17 protein-coding genes are annotated in these 19,116 nt (G+C 61.3%); 9 read left to right on the top strand and 8 right to left on the bottom strand.

The genetic code is table 11. The features are described 5' to 3' along the window. Positions 1–7: 7 nt before the first annotated feature. The 3 genes from ACORLH_RS00215 to ACORLH_RS00205 all read left to right on the top strand — a co-directional run bounded on the left by ACORLH_RS00215 (position 8) and on the right by ACORLH_RS00205 (position 3,133). Complete coding sequence (locus tag ACORLH_RS00215) at positions 8–676, top strand: 4'-phosphopantetheinyl transferase family protein (protein ID WP_321830592.1); 669 nt, start codon at positions 8–10, stop codon at positions 674–676. Between the two features lie 19 nt (positions 677–695). Then, positions 696–1,685 (top strand): hypothetical protein, encoded by a 990-nt coding sequence (locus ACORLH_RS00210; protein ID WP_321830591.1) that lies wholly within the window; start codon positions 696–698, stop codon positions 1,683–1,685. A gap of 164 nt (positions 1,686–1,849) precedes the next feature. Further along, positions 1,850–3,133 carry a GumC family protein gene (locus ACORLH_RS00205; protein ID WP_321830589.1) on the top strand — a complete coding sequence of 428 codons (1,284 nt, stop codon included), beginning with the start codon at positions 1,850–1,852 and terminating at the stop codon, positions 3,131–3,133. Positions 3,134–3,145: 12 nt separating this feature from the next. Here ACORLH_RS00205 and ACORLH_RS00200 read toward each other — a convergent pair whose 3' ends face one another. From ACORLH_RS00200 to ACORLH_RS00175, 6 genes are all read right to left on the bottom strand, one after another. After that, entirely contained in the window at positions 3,146–4,252 is a 1,107-nt protein-coding gene (locus tag ACORLH_RS00200; RefSeq protein WP_321830586.1) for a CpsD/CapB family tyrosine-protein kinase, read from the bottom strand. A gap of 180 nt (positions 4,253–4,432) precedes the next feature. Beyond that, positions 4,433–6,511 carry an NAD-dependent epimerase/dehydratase family protein gene (locus tag ACORLH_RS00195; protein ID WP_321830585.1) on the bottom strand — a complete coding sequence of 693 codons (2,079 nt, stop codon included), beginning with the start codon at positions 6,509–6,511 and terminating at the stop codon, positions 4,433–4,435. A gap of 11 nt (positions 6,512–6,522) precedes the next feature. Then, complete coding sequence (locus ACORLH_RS00190; RefSeq protein ID WP_321830584.1) at positions 6,523–7,506, bottom strand: glycosyltransferase; 984 nt, start codon at positions 7,504–7,506, stop codon at positions 6,523–6,525. Beyond that, on the bottom strand, positions 7,503–8,768 hold the full coding sequence (locus ACORLH_RS00185) for a glycosyltransferase family 4 protein (protein ID WP_321830583.1): 1,266 nt from the start codon (positions 8,766–8,768) through the stop codon (positions 7,503–7,505). The genes ACORLH_RS00190 and ACORLH_RS00185 overlap by 4 nt, the downstream gene beginning before the upstream one ends. Next, a complete protein-coding gene (locus tag ACORLH_RS00180) occupies positions 8,761–9,807 on the bottom strand; it encodes an NAD-dependent epimerase/dehydratase family protein (RefSeq protein ID WP_321830581.1) in 1,047 nt (348 codons plus the stop codon). Before ACORLH_RS00180 ends, ACORLH_RS00185 begins: the two co-directional genes overlap by 8 nt. Positions 9,808–9,835: 28 nt before the next feature. Then, the gene (locus ACORLH_RS00175) at positions 9,836–10,975 is read right to left on the bottom strand and encodes a Gfo/Idh/MocA family oxidoreductase (RefSeq protein WP_321830580.1); all 1,140 of its coding nucleotides are present in this window, start codon (positions 10,973–10,975) and stop codon (positions 9,836–9,838) included. 185 nt (positions 10,976–11,160) lie between these two features. Between ACORLH_RS00175 and ACORLH_RS00170 the strand changes: the two genes are divergently transcribed. The 6 genes from ACORLH_RS00170 to ACORLH_RS00145 all read left to right on the top strand — a co-directional run bounded on the left by ACORLH_RS00170 (position 11,161) and on the right by ACORLH_RS00145 (position 16,853). Continuing rightward, complete coding sequence (locus ACORLH_RS00170; protein WP_321830579.1) at positions 11,161–11,913, top strand: WecB/TagA/CpsF family glycosyltransferase; 753 nt, start codon at positions 11,161–11,163, stop codon at positions 11,911–11,913. Positions 11,914–12,118: 205 nt separating this feature from the next. Further along, on the top strand, positions 12,119–12,922 hold the full coding sequence (gene phnC / locus ACORLH_RS00165; RefSeq protein ID WP_058242582.1) for a phosphonate ABC transporter ATP-binding protein: 804 nt from the start codon (positions 12,119–12,121) through the stop codon (positions 12,920–12,922). Positions 12,923–12,988: 66 nt separating this feature from the next. Next, a complete protein-coding gene (gene phnD / locus ACORLH_RS00160; RefSeq protein WP_058242581.1) occupies positions 12,989–13,897 on the top strand; it encodes a phosphonate ABC transporter substrate-binding protein in 909 nt (302 codons plus the stop codon). 65 nt (positions 13,898–13,962) lie between these two features. Then, on the top strand, positions 13,963–14,856 hold the full coding sequence (gene phnE, locus ACORLH_RS00155) for a phosphonate ABC transporter, permease protein PhnE (RefSeq protein WP_321830575.1): 894 nt from the start codon (positions 13,963–13,965) through the stop codon (positions 14,854–14,856). After that, positions 14,853–16,151, top strand: coding sequence for a phosphonate ABC transporter, permease protein PhnE (gene phnE, locus ACORLH_RS00150; RefSeq protein WP_321830574.1), 1,299 nt, complete (start codon positions 14,853–14,855; stop codon positions 16,149–16,151). Before phnE (ACORLH_RS00155) ends, phnE (ACORLH_RS00150) begins: the two co-directional genes overlap by 4 nt. Before the next feature lie 84 nt (positions 16,152–16,235). Continuing rightward, entirely contained in the window at positions 16,236–16,853 is a 618-nt protein-coding gene (locus tag ACORLH_RS00145; RefSeq protein ID WP_321830572.1) for a chloramphenicol acetyltransferase, read from the top strand. 202 nt (positions 16,854–17,055) lie between these two features. Here ACORLH_RS00145 and ACORLH_RS00140 read toward each other — a convergent pair whose 3' ends face one another. Then, positions 17,056–18,240: an alpha-D-ribose 1-methylphosphonate 5-triphosphate diphosphatase gene (locus ACORLH_RS00140; protein ID WP_321830571.1), complete on the bottom strand. Its 1,185-nt coding sequence runs from the start codon at positions 18,238–18,240 to the stop codon at positions 17,056–17,058. A 104-nt stretch (positions 18,241–18,344) separates the two neighbouring features. Continuing rightward, positions 18,345–19,052, bottom strand: coding sequence for a phosphonate metabolism transcriptional regulator PhnF (phnF, locus tag ACORLH_RS00135; RefSeq protein WP_058242576.1), 708 nt, complete (start codon positions 19,050–19,052; stop codon positions 18,345–18,347). Between the last annotated feature and the right edge of the window lie 64 nt (positions 19,053–19,116).

Raw genomic sequence — 19,116 nt, 5'->3', positions numbered from 1 at the left:
CAAAGCCATGAAAGAAGATAGGGTCCGCCTCGCACTTCAGGAACTGTTCGGACCTCAGGTCGGCATTGGCGTCACAGACCCTCGGTCTGACAACTATCTGTTGATGGACTCCGAAAAAGAGGCCGTGGCCCGCGCCGTACCCAAGCGCCTGCGCGAATTTTCGGCTGGCCGTGCCGCCGGGCGCGAAGCGCTGAGTGAGATCGGATTTCGCCGCAGCGCCATCCCCAGATCCCGCGATCGCACCCCGGTTTGGCCCGCCGGCATCGTTGGCTCAATCAGCCATTGTGACAGCCTGTGCTTGGCGGCGGTCTGCCACATCAAAACTTGGCGTTCGATCGGCTTGGACATTGAAGGCGACGCGCCGCTGCAGAAAGAAGCCTGGCCGATCATCCTGACCCAGCAAGAGGAACAGGACCTGAAAAAGATCCCGCGCTGGCGCCGGGCCCGTCGGATCAAGGCGCTGTTTTCGATCAAGGAAGCTGTCTACAAGGCGCAATACCCGCTGACCGGTGAAATCTGCGATTTTCACACGTTGAATGTGACGATTGACGGCAATCGCTTTGAGGCAACGTTTCTGCAGGATGTTGGGTCTTTCCAGACCGGGTTTGTGGCCACAGGTGGCTTTGCTGAGGTGGATCGCTATGTCGTCTCCTGCTGTATGATGGAAGATCGCTAAGATGCCCGGCGGCGCTATATTGCCTTGGCTTAAACGCCGCTGGCGGCTGGCCTCTGGTGTGGCGCTGGCCGGTCTCGCCGCGCTTACGGGGGCAACAGTTCTGCGCGCGCCCGCCAGCCTGACCCCGCAGGAGATCGACACGCTTTACAGCGTTCCGTTGCCCGCCCCGGATGAGCCGATGCAGGTGTTTCACCTGGGTCATTCGCTGGTGGGCCGCGATATGCCGGTGATGTTGCAGCAACTGGTCACGGCCCATTTTGGCGCAGGTGGCACAGCAGCCCAGCATCATTCGCAACTGGGCTGGGGCACCCCGCTGCGCGCCCATTGGGATCCGTCCGAGCCGATCAATGGTTTTGACAGCGAAAACGATCACCCCAATTACCGCGACGCCAAAGCGGCACTGGCCTCTGGCGATTACGACGCCGTTGTCCTGACCGAGATGGTCGAGATCCGCGATGCCATCGCCTATTTTGAAACTGCGGACTATCTGGCCCGTTGGGCCAGAGCCGCGCGCGCCGGCAATCCCGCGGTCCGTGTCTACCTCTATGAAACCTGGCATGAGGTCACAGATCCTGAGGGTTGGGTGACCCGGTTGGACCGGGATCTGACGCGCTATTGGCAGGATCAGATCCTCTGGCCGGCGGTTGCGCAGGACCCTGATCGCCAGCCAATTCACCTGATCCCGGCAGGTCAGGTCATGGCCGCCTTTACCCGCCGGGTTGAGGCGGCGGGTGGCGTCACCGATGTGACAGATCGCCAAAGCCTGTTCCAACGCAGCGAATCGGGTGAGCTGGACCCGATCCATATCAACGATTTGGGGGCCTATCTGGTGGCGCTGACCCATTTTGCTGTGCTCTACCAGCACTCGCCCGTTGGTCTGCCGCATCAGCTGACCCGCGCCGATGGCAGCGATATGCAAACAATCGCGGCGGAAACCGCAGCATTGATGCAGGAAACCGTCTGGTCCGTGGTGTCAGGCCAGCCTTACAGCGGATTTCCGGCCAAATAAGGCACAAATGTGGCGCTGATTTACGATCTGGAATTAGATTGTTTCCGCCATATTTGCCTTAAAATCTTGGTAGAAATACGGCGGGGCTGCTAAATTGTGACACAGTCATGGCGGGCGTGTTTGGCCCGCAGGTTTCGCGACGGTACCGCACAACAGGACGTAACATGAGCCCTTTGATCTCTCTCTCCAGCCTCTACCGGGTGATCCGCCGCCGCGCGTTCTTCATCTGTGTCGTGGCGCTTTGTGGCTCGATCCTGTCTGTGCTCTACGCGCTGAACCGCCCCGCCACCTATGAGGCCAGCGCGGTCATCCAGATTGAGGCCCCGCAAGTGGCCGCTGCGCTGCCCGGTTCCACCGCGATTGCCACCAGCAACAACCGCAACCGGCTGAAACTGATCGAACAGAAGCTGATGTCGCGCGACAGCGTCGCCGCGGTGGTCGACAAATTTGATCTGTTCAGCCGCGAAAGCAGCCTGACCGAGGGCGAAAAGGTCGCCGCTTTGCGCGAATCCGTTGAGATTGTCGAACTGATCGATCCCACCCAGGCCTGGCGGCCGGATGTGCAGCCCTCGGGGTTGGTGATCACGGTGCGGCTGGACAATGCGGTGCAGACCGCTGAGGTGGCCAATGAGCTACTGGCGCAGGTGTTGGTTGAGGGCAAGAAGCGCAGCGAAAGCCAGACAACCCAAACCCTGGCCTTCTTTGAAACCGAAGAGGACCGGATCAGCGCCGCCATCGAAGCGCTGGAAATTGAGTTTGCCCGCTACAAGGAACAAAACGCCCCGTCACTGCCCAGCGCCATCGCCGATCAGCGTGAACAGCTGGCGCGGCTGCGCACCAATCAGTTGGAGCTGGAAAATCAGCTAATCCAGATTGAGACCAGCTCAGAACGGCTGCGCGCCGACGAACGCGCGCGTCAGGCCGATATTCTGCGCCAGCAGGTGGCGCTGGTGAACGAACGGTTGGCCGTGGTTGAGATGGCGCTTGCCAAAGCTCCGGAGGTCGAACGGGTGTTTTCCCTGATGTCGCGGCAGCTGGAACAGTTGCAGGCGGAATATCAGACCGTCACCACCCGCCGGACCGAAGCGGCCATGGCGCGCCAATTGGAAAGCCAGGATCAATTCGAACGGTTTGAAGTGCTGGAAACAGCCCTTGTGCCGGATTACGCGGTTTCCTCAGGCAAACGTAAGATCGCCATGGCGGGTGGCGTGGCCTCACTGCTGGCTGCGCTTGGCATGGCCTTTCTGCTGGAGCTGATGAGTCCGGTTCTGCGCACCAGCCGCCATGTGGAGAATGAACTGGATATCCGGCCAGTGGTCATCATCCCGCAGCTGAAAAAGCCACGCCGCAGCAGCTGGTTCTGGCGGGCAACGCCGGCAACCTTGGCCACGGGTGCGGCGCCGCTGACCTTCAAGGCGCGGATCCTGGATTTCCTGTCTACTATTTAATGGCAGGTCGGCTCAGTAGCCGTATTCGTCACCTGTGGCGTCTTCGGCCTTGTTCAGCACCACCCCCAGAAGCGGCACATCCTCACCCAGACGGCGCATCACTTCGCGCACTTCGGCGCCACTGGTGCGGGTGCCGTCAATCACGATCAGAACCCCATCGAAATTGGATTTGAAGGCGATCACATCGTCATTGGCCAGCGCTGGCGGCAGATCAAACAGCACCACATCAGGGTGCAGTTCCGCCTCCATCCGGGACAGACGATCGCGGGTGGCGGGCTGTTGCATCAACTCGCTGGCGAAGGGTTCCACACGATCATTCATCGCGATGGCCAGATTGTCCCCCAGCGACATATCGTTCTGATCGAACTTGAAAAACTGATCGCGAGTCTCAATCTCACCACGCAGGTAAGCGCCCATGCTGCCGACATCCCGCAGGCCCAGCGTTTTGGCGACACTGGGGTTGCGCATGTCCATATCCATCAGAACCGTGCGGCAGTTTTCATATCGTGACAGCGCGACCGCCAAATTGACCGAGACAAAGGTTTTGCCACAATCCCGCGTGGGGGAGGTGATCGCGACACGGCGCCATCCATTGTCACTCAGCGCCTGCACCAAACGCGCGCGCAGCACATCAAAGGCGGCATGCACCGGGTTTTTGCGGCTGGCGGTGATGATCAGATTGCGCATCATTTGCTGACGCTGCACGGGCATCGGGCCGAGGTCATTCCAGCCATCATCCCCCGGCGGCTGTTCGGACGGCTGCTCTGCCTCCGGCTCAGGGGTCACTTCGGTGTCTGGGTTGAGGATCAGCGGTTCAGGTGCAGCGACGGGCGCAACCTCTTCCGCCCGTTCCGTTGCGTCCACCTCAACATCATCCAGATCCAGAAACGGAAAGGCAGAGCGCAGGGCACGGTCTTCGCGGGCAATCTCCTCAGCGGAGCGGCCACTGCCCGACAACAGGCCACGGCGTTGAACAGGCGCAGCTTCAGTCACCTCCGCCGGCACCTCAACAGAGGCCTCAACCGGTGGATCAACCGGTGGATCAACCGGGGCCTCCTCTGGCGCCTTCGCTGGACGCTGCCGCATGCCACGGCGAAATCGTTTCGACTGCTCAACCATACTTTGCCTTCCCCTGTCCCTTGGGGTGTCAGCCCCTCAGGTCAGAGTGTTGTTGGCACGATTTTCAACATCACATGCCCGAACTTCGGGCGAATCGCGCACGTTCTCCCTGACAGGTAACGCCAGAACCTAGGCAAAATTGTGCCGCGATCGTGGTTAAGGCCCGACGCCGATCAGGGTTTACAGACCAAATAGATTGGCATCGCGAATGCCACGTTCAATGAACCGTTGTTGATCCGCCTCGGGGCGCCAGCCCAGAACCGCCTTAGGATGCGCATTGTCAAAAGGTGAAAAATGCGCCCGGCTCTGCCAGTCTTTGAGCGAGGGGCGCACCACACCATGACGGCGCAACAGCTTGGTTTTCAGCGCATATTTCACCGCATCCGCCGCCCAGAACACATGCAGATGGCCGGGCCTCACCTTGATCCGCGCACCCAAGGACTGATGGATGGCATCAAAATACCCGCGCGCGGACAGCATCGGTTCACCAATCAGGTTAAAACTCTGCCCAACAGCGGCGTCGTTAACCATCATCTGGATCAGCCCGTCTGACACATCATCGGCCAGCACAAAGGGCAGGATGTTGCGACCATTGCCCCAGATCCGAACCGCGCCGGCGCCATGCCAGCGGCCAATGCCCCAGTGCTGCAGCGGCCCACCTTCGCCGATCACAATGCCCGGACGGGCAATGACCAGTTGCAGCCCCTGATTGCGATGCATCTCCAACAGCCGGGCCTCACACTCGGCCTTAGAACGGGCGTAGAGGTTCCGCTCGGACATGTCGCCAAAATCGGTGTGTTCGGTGATCACCTGTTCGGGGTCTGACATGTCATAGGACGCAATGGTGCCGGTGTAGATCAGCCGTTTGACGCCCGCGGCCTGTGCCGCCTCCGCCACGCGCAGGGCGGTGCCCACGTCATTTTCCAGCGCCGCCTCCCAGGTGGTGTCCATCGACTTGGCCAGGTTAAAGACCGCATCCATGCCCTGCATCGCCTCGGTCAGACCTTCCAGATCACGCAGGCTGACCGCCACGGTTTCCACATGGTCAGCGATATCGTCAAAGGGTCCATGGCTGCCACGGCTCAGCACCCGCACGTCATAGCCCTGCGCCACCAGCCGACGGGTCAGGTTGCGGCCGATAAACCCGGTGCCGCCGATCACCATGACGGTAGGGTTCGGCGTGCCTTTGGCCGGCTTTGCCTCAACCGGGGTCGGCAGTTTGGCGAGGGTATCATCAATTGCCTGCATCACCTGCAGCGCCGCATCGGGGCCGAACCGGGTGTCGGGCGCAGCACCCCAGACCGCATCCACCATGCCCCGGAAACTCAGGCCATAAGGCGATTTCTGGTTCAGCGACACCAGCTGACGCGCCGCGTTCACCACACCCTCACGCAGGTGTTGCCCGGCAAGGGACATCTGTTTCAGAAACGGGTTCAGCACCAAGTCCGCCGCATTGTCAGACGACACGACCAACGTATCGGCGGCATAATCCATCCGTGCCACACCGGAAGACCCGCGCAGCGTCATTGAGCGATCATCGTGGGTTTCCACCAGCGACAGGTTGAGGGTCACCGCCACATCGCCCGCCTCCGCCAGAATGCGCCAGCCCTGATGGCGTACCGCGCCGCCCGGCAGGGTGATCGGGTGATTGACCTCCAGCTGTTTGATCGTCAGCGGCCCCAGCAGATCCACAGCCAGCGAAAACGGATGTGGCCCCAGTTCCAGCAGCAGGTTCTTGGCATCACGCAGCAGCCACAGGCCATAGGGCCCGGATCTGAGCGGTGCCAGCGGCAGGTTCCACTGCACCTCAAGCGCGGAAAGCCGCCCGATGCGCCCATCCTGCACCATCCGCTTCAGTCGGCCATAGGCCGGCACTGCAAGGAAGTTGTGACCGGCCGCAAACTGCACCCCGGCCGCCTTGGCTGCAGCCGTAATCTCCGCCACTTCGGCGGCGCTTTCGGCCACCGGTTTTTCCACCAGCACATCCAGCCCCGCCGCAATGCATTGCAACGCGATCGGCCGGTGCAGATTGGGCGGCGTCAGAATATGCACCGCATCCACGGTGTTCGCGGCCAGCATCTCCTCCACCGATCCATAGGCCGTCGCCCCATAGCCCGCCGCCAGATCCTGCGCCGCCGATGGCGACAGATCACAGATCGCTGTCACCGTGGCGTGGGGTGAGGCCTTCAGCGCATCCGCGTGCCATGTGGCAATATAGCCAGCGCCGATAATGCCGATGCGTTTGGGGGACTGGGCCAAATCGGGCCTCCTTACTTATACTCAATGATGCGCATGGCGCGGCCACGCGATTTGCGCAGATAGTAGCGCAACATTCCAAGAAGATTGGGAAATTTCGACAGGCTGAGGAAAATCGCCTGATGCAGTGCTGCCCTCGGCGGCAGACCTTCGCGTCGCAGCCCCTGAACGGTGCGGACATACGACAGCACGTAAAGCGCCAGCGCCCCCCACAGGAGTGGCATCCGAGCGAGAAGGCCAATCACGGCCAGCAGCGGCAGCAGGGCGCCAAAGATCATCACCCGCCGACGTTCCGGGCGGAAGTATTCCGGGTGCAGATCCCCGACCTGCGCAAACCCATGGCCCGAGCGGACAGCGCGTTGCCACCATTGGCCAAACCGCGTCATCGCCGCATCGTGCTGCGTCATCGCCACCGGGATCCGCAACAGCCGTTTGCCCGACTTACGCAGCCGGGTGCAAAACTCATCATCCTCGGCGGCGATCACCGTTGGATCAAAGCCGCCCACCGCGATGAAATCCGCGCTGCGCACCATCATGTCGCCGCCACAGGCGGGGATCTCCCCAGCGGGGCGGTGCCATTCAAACTCGACCAAAGCGTTGTAAATGCTTGCCTCCGGGTGGATTTCGGACCGCCAGCCGGTCACCACCGCCAGATCCTCCCGCCCGTCAAAGCCTGCTAAGGCCGAAGCGATCCAGCCGGGCGCCACACCACAATCGCCATCAACAAACTGCACGAACCGCGGCGGGGTGTCGCCCAATGCGGCAAAGCCAGCGTTGCGGGCGCGGGCGGCGGTGAAGGGCACCGTGGTGTCCAATTCGACCACCTCAACCCCCATCTCACGCGCCGCCGCAACCGAACCGTCGGTCGAGCCGGAATCGACATAGATCACCCGGTCCACCTGATCCTTCAGCGACGTCAGGCAGCGGATCAGCCGCGCCCCTTCATTGCGGCCAATGGCAACAGCGGCGACGGAGGCATCTGCAATTGGGCCGCTCATCCGTCGGCCCCTTCCACGTCCGGTCGTTTGGCGGGGGGCGGATGACCTGCCAGATAGGATCGGATCAGCTGGCCCAGCCGCGCGGCCTCCTGCTGAATGTCAAACTCAGCCCGCACCTTGGCGCGCCCGGCAGCCCCCATCGCGGCCGCTTGTGCCGGATCGCTCAGCAGGATCAGGATTGCCTGCTCCAACGCCTTGGCATCCCCTGGAGGGATCAGCTGACCACTGACGCCCTGTTCCACCAGCTCGGGAATACCGGCAATCTGTGTGGTGATCACAGGCAGGCCAGCCGCCATCGCCTCCATCAGCACCACAGGCACACCTTCTGCGAAACTGGGCAGAACCAATGCATCGACTTGCTGCAGATGTTCTGCCACCTCGCTCTGAGATCTGTAGCCCAGGAAATCAACCGCCTCCGCCAGGCCCAGCGCCTCGGCTTCAGTTTGCAACCAGGTGCGTTCCGGCCCGTCCCCGATCAGGGTCAGCCGCAGATCAGGCCTGATCTGGCGCGCCGCTTTCACCGCCTGCAACAGTAGCGGCACGCCCTTAACCGCCGCCAGCCGCCCCACGAACAACAGATGATTGCCCGGCCGTGCGGGCGATGCATCCACGTAGCGTTCCGGCTCCACCCCACAGTGGACGATATGCATCCGCTCCCAATGGGCGCGATCGGCAAAGCTCATCCCCTGCGAGCGACAGAAATCGCTGATACAGGCGGTGAAGCTGGCCCGGGCAATCTTTACATCCAGACGCCAGCGTATGGGTTCAAAGAAGATATCCGGCCCATGCAGCGTGAAACTATAGGGGATGCCGCTCAGCTCCTGGCAGAGCATGGCAACGGTGCAGCTGGCCTTGGCGATGTGATTGTGCAGATGCTGCACGCCCTGGCGACGCAGATGATCGGCCAGCACTACGGCTTCGGCAAAGTAAAACAGCTGATACAGCATTGGTTTCACCCCACCGGGTGAGGTCTGGCACGTCAGGCGCAGGGCGCGCAGATAGCGCGCGGGCGCTGTCAGGGCGCGCAGGTGAGCGCGCAGGCTGGTCAAAGGGCGCGCGGCGGCTTCCAGCACGTGAAAGGTGCGGGCCGCTTCGGCCTTTTGCTCCTCCCCAACCAGATGTTCGGCGCCGGTGCGGCGGATTGAGCAGGTGGCGACCTCAAATCCCTGTTCCCGCAGGGCCGCCACTTCGCGCTGGATAAACGTATCCGTGGCGCGCGGGTATTCCCCGGTCAGATAGGCGATTTTGATCGGTTCAGCCACGCGGTGCCTCCTGCGGAGGGGTGGCTTGCAGCGCCTCTTCCATCAGGTCGTCAAACCCGGCCTCTGGCTGCCAGCCCATGCGGCGCAAGGCGGCGTTGTCATAGCACAGCGGCAACATTCGATAACGTAGGGTTGGGGTCTTCAGCAGCCCGGACCGCAGACGCGATCCGGTAAGACGTGCCACAATCTCCAGCCAGCGCCAGGGCAAGGGCAGTGTGAGACGTGGCCAACCCGTTTTGCGGTGCGCAGCCAGATACTGCGCGCGGCTGGGCAAATCACTGTCCACCACATTGACCACCGCGCTTTCGCCACGCCCGGCAGCCTCAGCCGCCAGTCGCAGCGCTTGCGCGGCGTGCCGCAGATGCGCCAAAGGCAGGTCCCCAGCCGCTTCAAGGCGCAGCAATGCTGGTCCCAGGCCAATCCCCAGATGCGCATTCCACAGCCGGCCCGGGCCCCAGATGGCACCGATCCGCAGCACCTGCAGCGGCAGGCCTGCGTCTGAGGCGGCGGTGCTGAACAACAACTCCTGCCCCAGCTTGGCCCGGCAGTAGGTGTCACGCAGATGAGCGGCGTCTTCCAGCGGGGTGGTTTCATCAACCACTTCGCCGGGTCGCAAGCCCATTGCCCCATAAACCGCCATCGAACTGGCCAGCACAAAAGCAGGCGGCGTTTCGGTCCGCAGCGCGGCGATCAACAGGCTGCGACTGGCCTCAACCGTGTCACGCTGCTGGGTGGCGGCATCCCCGGCAAGAGAGGCCGCAAGATGCAGCACAACATCGGACTGTGGCACCGCCTTCAATTCCACCAGATCACCTTCGATGATCTCAATCCGTTGATCGATTTCCCATTCAATCGGGCAGGCCGAGGCATCGCGCACGATCAGCGTCAGATGATGGCCCACGATCAGGCACTGGCGCACCAGCTCCCGGCCCAGATAGCCCGTGGCGCCGGTGATCAGCAGGCGCAGCGACACAGGCGCGTCAGCCCCCTTGCCTTCATGTTTCACACTGCTGCCCACGTTCGGCGCCTCATCTCGCACGTCAGAATTCCTCTCGCCCCCGCCGATCTTAATGCGCCCAATCCATTGGGTCCATCGGCGTGCATGTGGTCGTCATCGCCTGCGCCCCGGTCGCTTCGCCCGCGTTTTGAATGGCCAATGTGACCTCATTAAGGTGAAGCGCAAAATCATTGGACAGCCGGCACGGGCGATTTTCGGCCAGCGCCGCCAGCATCTCAGCCGGTCCCAGCGTGAAATTCATCGCCGCAGCTCCGCGGCGCCCGACCTTGGGGTGGGTCGGTCCCGTCAATCGGATCCGTTTGCCAAACGGGCTATCAATCAAACGGCGGCGCAGCCGGAACCGTTTGTAAAACCGCACGGGCGCCGCGTTGTCCCAGGCCTTGCGCAAGGCCAGCACACCGGTGTCACCGATGACCCGGATCTGGTGATCATGTGGCGCCACGATCGAACAGGTCAGCCGCACCACCGGACCGTTTTCAAAGAACAACGTCGCCACAGAAACATCTGGCGCGCCACCGCGCACACCGCGTTTGTCAGGCAGGACCTCAGCCGAGGCCGCAACGACCGTGCGCACCGATCCAAACATCGCAATCAACCAGCTGAGGTAATAGCCCGCGTGTTCCAGCGTGCAGCCGACCCGAAATTCATCCTCATAGGGCCAGGGCGCGCCGCTTTCGCTGCGCCAATCCTCCACCGGGGCCTGCGGGATAAACCCATCATCCAGTTCCGCGTAAATCAGCCGGGGCACGCCCGCCACCTGATCGCGCACCGCCTTGGCCAGGGTTTGCGCCGCCTCACCCAGAACACTGCAAGGGGCTGAGGCCAGCATCACGCCACGCTCCTCCGCCATCCGGTGCAGGTCCTGCGCGTCCGTCATGTCCATCGCCAGGGGTTTTTCGCAATAGCAATGGTGCCCGGCCTCAATCACCGCCTGATTGATTTCAAAATGTGCCGACGGGTTGGTCAGGTTCAGCACAATGCCGCCTTCGGGCAGGGAATCTAGCGCAGCAGTCAGAGATTTGAACGCAGGGATGTTCCAGTGGCTACAAAAGGTCGCGGCGCGGGTCGTTATCACATCGTACGCACCAATAACCGTCACATTGGGAAAGGTTTCAAACGACCGCATATACAGATCCGCCACAAACCCGCAGCCAATCACCACCACTTTACCTTGCACCTGTTGTGTCATTAAGTCCGATGCCCGTTGTGAGACAAATGCACAGTCATTCTGTAAATCTGACAGCATTTTGTTGTAAAGTTAGCCTAGACCCGGGACCATTGTCTGTGCAAACAGGTTTCAATCCCGCAACGATAGAATGCATGTGAAAAGCGACCAACGTAGCCCATGAAGCACGCCGCACCCGAGGCCAAGACATGAAGTTCTGGATCAGAGCCTATTCCATTTCGGTGAACACGCCGGACTGGTCGCATCTGAGGGCGAAGCTGACACAGTATTTCGCGGCTGGTCAGGGGTTTGCACTGGCAACGTTGAACATGGATCATCTGGTCAAGCTGGAAACCGATCAGGCCTTTCAGCATGCCTATGCCGAACAGGATATCGTGGTCGCCGATGGCAATCCGATTGTCTGGATGTCGCAACTGGCGGGCAGCCCGGTGGAACTGCAGCCGGGATCGGATCTGGTGTATCCCATCGCCCGGCTCTGCGCCGAAATGGGCATTCCAATTGCACTGATCGGCAGCCGTGGCGAAAGCCTGAGCAAAGCCGCGACTGCCCTGCGTGAGGCTCTGCCGGATCTGAAAATCGTCTACCAGAACTCCCCCACGATGGGGTTCAACCCGACAGGCCCCGAAGCCGCGGCCGTGTTAAATGCGGCCCAAACGGCTGGCGCGCGCATGTGCTTCCTCGCGCTGGGGGCGCCGAAACAGGAAGTCTTTGCCGCCTTTGGCCGTCAGTTCGCGCCCAAGCTGTCCTTTGCCTCGGTTGGGGCGGGTTTGGACTTCCTGTCAGGCGATCAGACACGGGCGCCGCTGTGGGTGCGTAAGATCGCGATGGAATGGCTCTGGCGCATGGTGACCAATCCCGGTCGCATGGTGGCGCGCTATTCGAAAAGCTTTATCGTGCTGCCCGGCCACCTGTTTCGTTCCGTTGTGCGCACGCAGGACTAAAGAGCAGACATGCCAATTGGGCTGGCTGGCGAAGGTCACAAAACTCAACGACACGCTAATCCACTAATCTTAAAAGAAAATTCCGATTTTTGTAACAGAAATTTGGCGCATCTTCGGGTGTCGCGTCACAAAACTTTAATCGATTTGTCAAATCCCCGACTCTGAGCATCTCTAGCAGACTGCCCTGAAGAAGCGGGGGCATGACATGCTGACAATCGAAAATCTCACCAAGGTCTTTGGCGCCAACACGGCGGTCGACAACGTATCGATCACAGTCGACAAGCCAATGATGATCGGGGTGATTGGCGCCTCGGGTGCCGGTAAATCCACCATGCTGCGGATGCTGAACCGACTGGAAGATGCCAGCAGCGGCCGCATCCTGTTTGACGGCAAAGACATCACCGGCCTGACCGGCGCGGACAAACGCAGCTGGCAGGCCGACTGCGCGATGATCTTTCAGCAGTTCAATCTGGTGCCGCGGATGGATGTTGTGTCCAACGTGTTGCACGGCACACTGAACAAACGCTCCACCGCAGCGACCCTGTTCAACCTTTACCCGACCGCTGACATCCACCGGGCCCTGGACATTCTGGAACGTCTGGGCATCGCCGGTCACGCCGCCAAACGCGCCGAGGCGCTTTCGGGTGGTCAGCAGCAGCGTGTGGCGATCGCCCGCGCCGTGATGCAGGACCCCAAGATCGTGCTGGCCGATGAACCCATCGCCTCACTTGATCCAATGAACGCTCAGATCGTGATGGACGACCTGCGCCGCCTGCATGACGAAGATGGCCGTCTGGTCATCGCCAACCTGCACACCCTCGACACTGCGCGCCGCTATTGCGACCGGGTGATCGGCATGCGCCACGGCCGCGTCGTGTTTGACGGAACACCGGCGCAGCTGACCACCGGCGTGGCCCGCGACATCTACGGCGCCGACGCCAGCTTCTCAGAGGCGGCGACCAGCACCTCAATTGAGGCGCTGAACACCCCGGAAGCCATCCCAGCTTAATCGTTAAGACCAAGTTTTCATCTCCCGCGGCACAGGCCACGGGGCATCAACATCGGAGAGAGTAAGATGAAAAAACTGATCGCGGCCGTTCTGGCCACCACCGCCCTGACCACCCCGGTTCTTGCCGAGGACAAAGGCATCACCGAATTCCGCATCGGCCTCCTGGGCGGCGAAAACGCACAGGACCGTTTGAACAACAACGAATGCCTGCGCGCCAAAACCGAAGAAGTGCTGGGTGTGCCCACCAAACTCTTCGCCCCGGCCGACTACAACGGTGTGATCCAGGGCCTGTTGGGCGGCACCATCGACATGGCCTGGCTGGGCGCCTCGGGCTACGCTAAAACCTACCTGTCGGACCCCGAAGCGGTTGAGCCGATCCTGGTTAAGGTGAACGTTGACGGCGGCTACGGCTACTATTCGATCGGTTTCGCCCGCAAAGACAGCGGCATCGACAGCCTGGAAGCGATGAAGGGCAAGACCTTCGGCTTCGGCGATCCGAACTCGACCTCGGGCTTCCTGATCCCCTCGATCGAAATTCCTGAAGCCACCGGTTCGACCATGACCTCGGGCGATTACTTCGGCGAAGTGAAATTCTCGGGCGGCCATGAGCAGACCATCGTTGGTGTTTACAACGGTGACTTTGACGGCGGCGTGACCTGGGCCGACGGTCTGGGCAACTGGGAAGATGGCTACAACTCGGGCGCCCTGCGTCGCGCAGTTGACGCTGGTCTGGTTGACATGAACGAGCTGGTCAAAATCTGGCAGTCCAAGCCGATCCCGGAAGGCCCGATCGTTCTGCGCAAAGACCTGCCCGAAGACGTGAAGGTCAAGTTCACCGCGCTGATGGCCTCGCTGCCGTCGATCGATCCTGACTGTGCCTACGGTGTTCTGTCCGGCGAAGCCAAAGGCGTAATGCCGATCGGCCACGACGCCTATGAAGTCATCATCGAAGCACGCAAGCTGAAGTCCAACTAAGCTTTGCTCTTTCACAAAACAGGCCCCGCATTCCGTGCCGGGGCCTGTTTTCACATGAGGTACCCATGGCCGATCTCACCACCCATTCCCCGATTGAGGACATCCGTTCCAATTATCTGGAGATGACCCGCCGCAAACGGGTCTATAGCGCCGTCATGCTGGCGGTTTTTGTTGCTCTGATGGTCGCCGGTTTCAAAACCGCAGATGACCGCAACGCTGGCAGCTTCTTTGACGGGCTGCACCGCCTGTTTGATTTCCCCGCCGAGGTTCTGGGCGAAGCCAGCCAGAAACTGGCCGAGATGCCGGCCCATTTCCTGACCTTCCTGCCGTCGCTGATTGAGACGATCAACATCGCTGGCGCTTCTACCCTGCTGGGCGCGATGATCGCCATTGTGCTGTCGCTGCTGTCGACGCGTGGTCTGGCTCGCTGGCCGCGTCTGATCCCGCTGTTCCGCCGTCTGATGGACATCACCCGCGCGATCCCGGAAATCGTGGTGGCACTGGTGCTGATCTTTGTGCTGGGCGGTGGCCCGGTGCCGGCGATGATCGCCATTTCGCTGCACACCGCCGGGGCGCTCGGCAAACTGTTTTCCGAGGTGAACGAAAACGCTTCACTCAAACCCGTCGAAGGGCTGCATTCGGTGGGGGCCAACTGGACCCAGCGCATGGTTCTGGGCGTCATGCCGCAGGTCACGCCGAACTACCTCAGCTACGCGCTGCTGCGGTTTGAGATCAACATTCGCGCCTCGGCCATTCTGGGCTTCGTGGGCGCTGGTGGCATTGGCTATGACCTGAAAAACGCCATGTCCTGGGGCAAGGGCCAATATGATGAAGCCGCCGCGATCTTCCTCTTGCTGTTTGGCACCATCGTGCTGGTCGATCAGCTGTCCTCTGCCCTGCGTCATCGCCTGACCCACGGCGCACAAACCGCCCCTAAACAGAAGGAGGCCGTGCAATGACGATGGCATCTGATCCCACCACACTGAAGCCGCAGATCGATACGCTGTTTCTGCGCAAACGTCTGTTGGCCTTTGGCCTGCCCGCGCTGATCCTGGCCTATTTTGCCTATATCTTTGTGGCCTTCGATATGGCCGGCCTGTCGGAACGCGCCAATCTGGACAACGGTAAAACACTGATCCGGGACAGCTACAGCTACAAAACCCATGTCACCCGTGACAACCGCAACGCCGCCGTCAGCATCGCCATCGAGGGTGAGCGCAAGGGCGCCTACCCGGACGGCGAAGCCCCTGCTTGGGTGGCGCTGGGTGAGGAAACGGTGATCGATCTGGGCGACGGGCACATCGTGACCTTTGGCCCCAAACAGGTCACCTATGACATCCCCGGCTATGGCCTTGTGGTCACGGAACCGGGCCGCCGTGGTGTGCAGGCGCAGCTGCCTGAGGGCGACGTGCCCGAATGGATCAATGCCTCCAAGAACCGGCTGGCGATCTACACCGATGCGGGCCGCCTGACGGTAACCCGCAACCGGTCTGAGGTGTTCAAATACAACTACGGTTGGGAATTGTTCTTCTTCACCCTGGATAGCCCCTACCACGGCATGGGTCTGGGGGAACTGCTGAGCCGCGCCACCAGCGGCGAAGCGGTTGCCATTGCCAACGACTTCTGGACCAACAAGATGTGGCGTCACGCCGATGTGGCCTGGGCGATCTTTGAAACGATCCTGATGGCCTTCCTCGGCACCTTCGGGGCGGCGATGGTTTCACTGCCGCTGGCCTTCCTTGCGGCCAAGAACTTTGCCCCGTTGCTGGCGATCCGCTTTGCGATGCGTCGGATGTTTGACTTCTTCCGTGGGGTGGACGCGCTGATCTGGACGATTGTCCTGTCCCGTGCCTTTGGCCCCGGCCCGCTGACCGGCGCGCTGGCGATCCTGATCACGGATACCGGCAGCTTCGGCAAGATGTTCTCGGAAGCGCTGGAAAACGTTGACGGCAAACAGATCGAGGGCATCCAGTCCACCGGCGCCAAGCCGCTGCAGCGCTACCGCTTTGGCGTGCTGCCGCAGATCACCCCGGTGTTGCTGAGTCAGGTGCTCTACTTCCTGGAATCCAACACCCGTTCGGCCACGATCATCGGGGCCATCACCGGGGGTGGGATTGGCCTGCTGCTGACACAGGCGATCATCACCCAGAAAGACTGGGAAGAGGTGTCCTACTACATCGTGCTGATCATCCTGATGGTGATGCTGATGGATTGGCTGTCGGGCATCCTGCGCCGCAAGCTGATCAAAGGATGAGGGGAGCCTCCCGCCCCCTTATTGTGAGGCTCGCCGGATACCTCCCCCCGGCGGGCCTCCTTTAGTTTTAGGAAAGGAAAAACCATGCCCCGGCTGACTGCGGACGCCCCGTTCCTGCACCCCGATGTTGAACTGAAAAACGCCAGTTTTGGCCGCTACTGCGAGGTTGGCAAAGGCAGCCGCGTGCAGAACGCGGATTTTGGCGATTATTCCTACTGCGATCGTTATGCGGATGTGGCCAATGCCGATGTCGGCAAGTTTGCCAATATCGCCAGCTATGTCCGGATCGGGGCCACCGACCATCCAATGCACACTGCCAGCATGCACCATTTCCTCTATCGTTCTGATGACTATTGGGATGACGCTGGCGTGGATGAATTGTTCTTTGCCGCCCGCGCGGCACGGCGGGTGCGGATCGGTCATGATGTCTGGATCGGCCACAACGCCCAGATCAAACCTGAGATCACTATTGGCCATGGCGCCGTTGTCGCCTCAGGAGCGGTGGTGACCAAGGATGTTGCGCCTTACACCATCGTCGCAGGCGTCACCGCCAAGCCATTGCGCCGCCGGTTTCCCGAAGCGTTGGCTGAGCGCATGATCGCCCTGGCCTGGTGGGACTGGGATCATACCCGCCTGAAGGACGCCCTGCCTGATTTCCGCGCGATGCCGGCTGAGGCGTTTTTGGAAAAATACGAAGCGTAAGGCCACCCGGATACGCGACCTCAAAAAAATGCGGCCCCTGGGGGAGGGGCCGCAAGACAGGGTCTCAAATTGGGGATAATGGAAAAGAGTTACCTATTGAAAAAGGGCGCCTGATACGTCCCTTGAGGTGACCCTAGCAGCGGTCTTTGACAGTTGCGTGACCTCTGAATGACAGTTCATCCCTGTGGCCAGATTTAACCGATCACTCCGCCGCCAGGGGCACATTGCCAGCCTGCAGTTTCACAAAGCGCTGTGCCGCCTCCCCGGCGAGGAAGGACAAGCGGCCATCGCTGATTGTCGCCTCCACAGCGCGGCTTTCCTTATGCACCACCACCAGATCGGCCCGCTTGCCGGGGGCAATCACACCGCGATCTGCCAGCCGCAGAATGTCGGCGGGCCGTTCTGAAATCAGCGCCCAGGCGGCTGGCAGGGTCAGCACGCCCTGATCCACCAGCGCAAAGGCGGCCTGAGACAGCGCCGGATAGAAGTAGTCAGAAACCAGCGCATCACACAGCCCTTCGCGGATCAGCTGCGTTGCTGAAATATTGCCCGCCTGCGACCCGCCACGCACAACATTCGGCGCCCCCAGCAACACAGGATCCCCCATCGCCGCAGCCGCAGCTGCCGGCGGCCGTTTGGTCGGGAACTCACAGATCCGTGCGCCGATCATCGCGTAGTGTTCGCGCTGTTCAGCGCTTTCATCATCGTGCGATCCGTAGATCACGCCAAGCGTATCAAAGGCCTCAGCCAGCCGGCACAGATGGCGCGGTACCTCGGTGGAGCGGGCATTGGCCTCCTCCACGATGCGCAGATGTTCCCGTGCGGTGCGGCCATTGCGGGCCGCCCATTGCGCAATCATCGCCGGATTGGTTTCGGCGCCGATCAGCGCTTCGTCCAGGTGGTTGTTGAACACCACATAGTCGACACCATAGCGCCGGATCGCCGCCAGTAGCTGGTCACCGCTGTCGATCATATGGGTTTCATAACGGATTTGCAGGCGCAGGTCGGTCAGCGATTCGGCGCGGTAGCGCACCAGCGTATCCAGCACCTCCTCGGTGAAGGCCGGGCTGCGCATGCCACCCTCCCAAGACCAGCTTTGTGCCAGCCATGCGGTGGTTACCCCGTTTGCCGCCGCATCGCGGTCGGTCATCCGCAGCCCGGTGGCAATCGGAAAGGGCGCTGACGGACGCGGGGCGATGTGGCGTTCAAAGGCGTCGCCATGCAGGTCAATGATCCCAGGCAGGATGTAATAGCCCGACAGGTCCACCGCCGGATGCGGGCCCTTGGTGATCCGCCCGTTTTCAATGGCAACGGAACGATCTTGCAGTTCACCGTCCCGCAGAACGGTCGCGCCGGTCAGACGCAAAGGGGGGAGCTGATTTAGCATCTGCCTGCCTCATGCTGGGTTTGCCCCTTCCCTACGCCGCTTCTGTGTCGGCGAGGTGACAGGCCCGCAGTTGGCAATAAAAATGCGCGTTTTCTGGTGTTGCACTAATCTTCCAGCACCAGCGTCATCCGGTCCCCGACCCACCATGTGTAGCCAAACTCCACCGGCAGGCCCTCAAGGTCGACATTGACGCTGATGGTGCGCAGGATCGGCGCCCCTTCTGAGATGTTAAGCTGCGTGGCTTGTGTGGCCGTCGCCAGAACGGCGGTCATCCGGGTGACCGATCGCGTGTAGTCCCGCACCCCGGCAGCAGCCAGCGCCTTGGTTACCGAGGCATGCTGTTCCAGCCCCTCAATCAGATGCGGAAACCGGGCGCCGGGAAAGACCGAGCGCGACACAGCAATTGGCACGGTATCAGCCAAGGAGACCCCTTCGTACACATGCACCGGATCGCCTTTGGTCAGATCCAGCGCCTCAGCCTCCTCGCTGTCACAGGGGCGGGTTTGCAGCGAGAGCAGCCGCTTGTCCGCCGACCGCCCTGCCGCCGCGATGTTTTGGTGAAACCGCACCCGGCGGCCGATGGGGTATTCCGTGGGTTCTGCCATCACAAAGACCCCGGCGCCGCGGCGCGATTGGGTCAGACCCTGTTCCTGCATATCCTGCAATGCGCGGCGCACGGTATGGCGGTTCACGCTGAAGCGTGAGGCAAGCTGCGCCTCGGTCGGCAGCTTGTCCCCGGGGCTATAGTGGCCCACCGCAATTTCATTGCTGAGCGTGGCTGCGATGGATTTCCAGATCGGTGTTTTGGCCATGGTGTCACCAAGATTTCACAAAAATGCATCTTGTCGGAACAAGTGAGTCGCCTCTATGATTTGT

The sequence above is a fragment of the Thalassovita sp. genome, from assembly GCF_963691685.1.
Lineage (GTDB): Bacteria > Pseudomonadota > Alphaproteobacteria > Rhodobacterales > Rhodobacteraceae > Thalassobius.
The sequence above is the reverse complement of the archived record's forward strand: the minus strand, read 5'-3'. Positions and strand labels throughout refer to the sequence as shown.

Bases quoted from the DNA above. Each gene is read 5' to 3' on its own strand.
- ACORLH_RS00215 (WP_321830592.1), top strand. From the start codon at position 8: ATGAAAGAAGATAGGGTCCGCCTCGCACTTCAGGAACTGTTCGGACCT.
- ACORLH_RS00205 (WP_321830589.1), top strand. From the start codon at position 1,850: ATGAGCCCTTTGATCTCTCTCTCCAGCCTCTACCGGGTGATCCGCCGC.
- ACORLH_RS00200 (WP_321830586.1), bottom strand. From the start codon at position 4,252: ATGGTTGAGCAGTCGAAACGATTTCGCCGTGGCATGCGGCAGCGTCCA.
- ACORLH_RS00190 (WP_321830584.1), bottom strand. From the start codon at position 7,506: ATGAGCGGCCCAATTGCAGATGCCTCCGTCGCCGCTGTTGCCATTGGC.
- ACORLH_RS00175 (WP_321830580.1), bottom strand. From the start codon at position 10,975: ATGACACAACAGGTGCAAGGTAAAGTGGTGGTGATTGGCTGCGGGTTT.
- ACORLH_RS00170 (WP_321830579.1), top strand. From the start codon at position 11,161: ATGAAGTTCTGGATCAGAGCCTATTCCATTTCGGTGAACACGCCGGAC.
- phnC (WP_058242582.1), top strand. From the start codon at position 12,119: ATGCTGACAATCGAAAATCTCACCAAGGTCTTTGGCGCCAACACGGCG.
- phnD (WP_058242581.1), top strand. From the start codon at position 12,989: ATGAAAAAACTGATCGCGGCCGTTCTGGCCACCACCGCCCTGACCACC.
- phnE (WP_321830575.1), top strand. From the start codon at position 13,963: ATGGCCGATCTCACCACCCATTCCCCGATTGAGGACATCCGTTCCAAT.
- phnE (WP_321830574.1), top strand. From the start codon at position 14,853: ATGACGATGGCATCTGATCCCACCACACTGAAGCCGCAGATCGATACG.
- ACORLH_RS00145 (WP_321830572.1), top strand. From the start codon at position 16,236: ATGCCCCGGCTGACTGCGGACGCCCCGTTCCTGCACCCCGATGTTGAA.
- ACORLH_RS00140 (WP_321830571.1), bottom strand. From the start codon at position 18,240: ATGCTAAATCAGCTCCCCCCTTTGCGTCTGACCGGCGCGACCGTTCTG.
- phnF (WP_058242576.1), bottom strand. From the start codon at position 19,052: ATGGCCAAAACACCGATCTGGAAATCCATCGCAGCCACGCTCAGCAAT.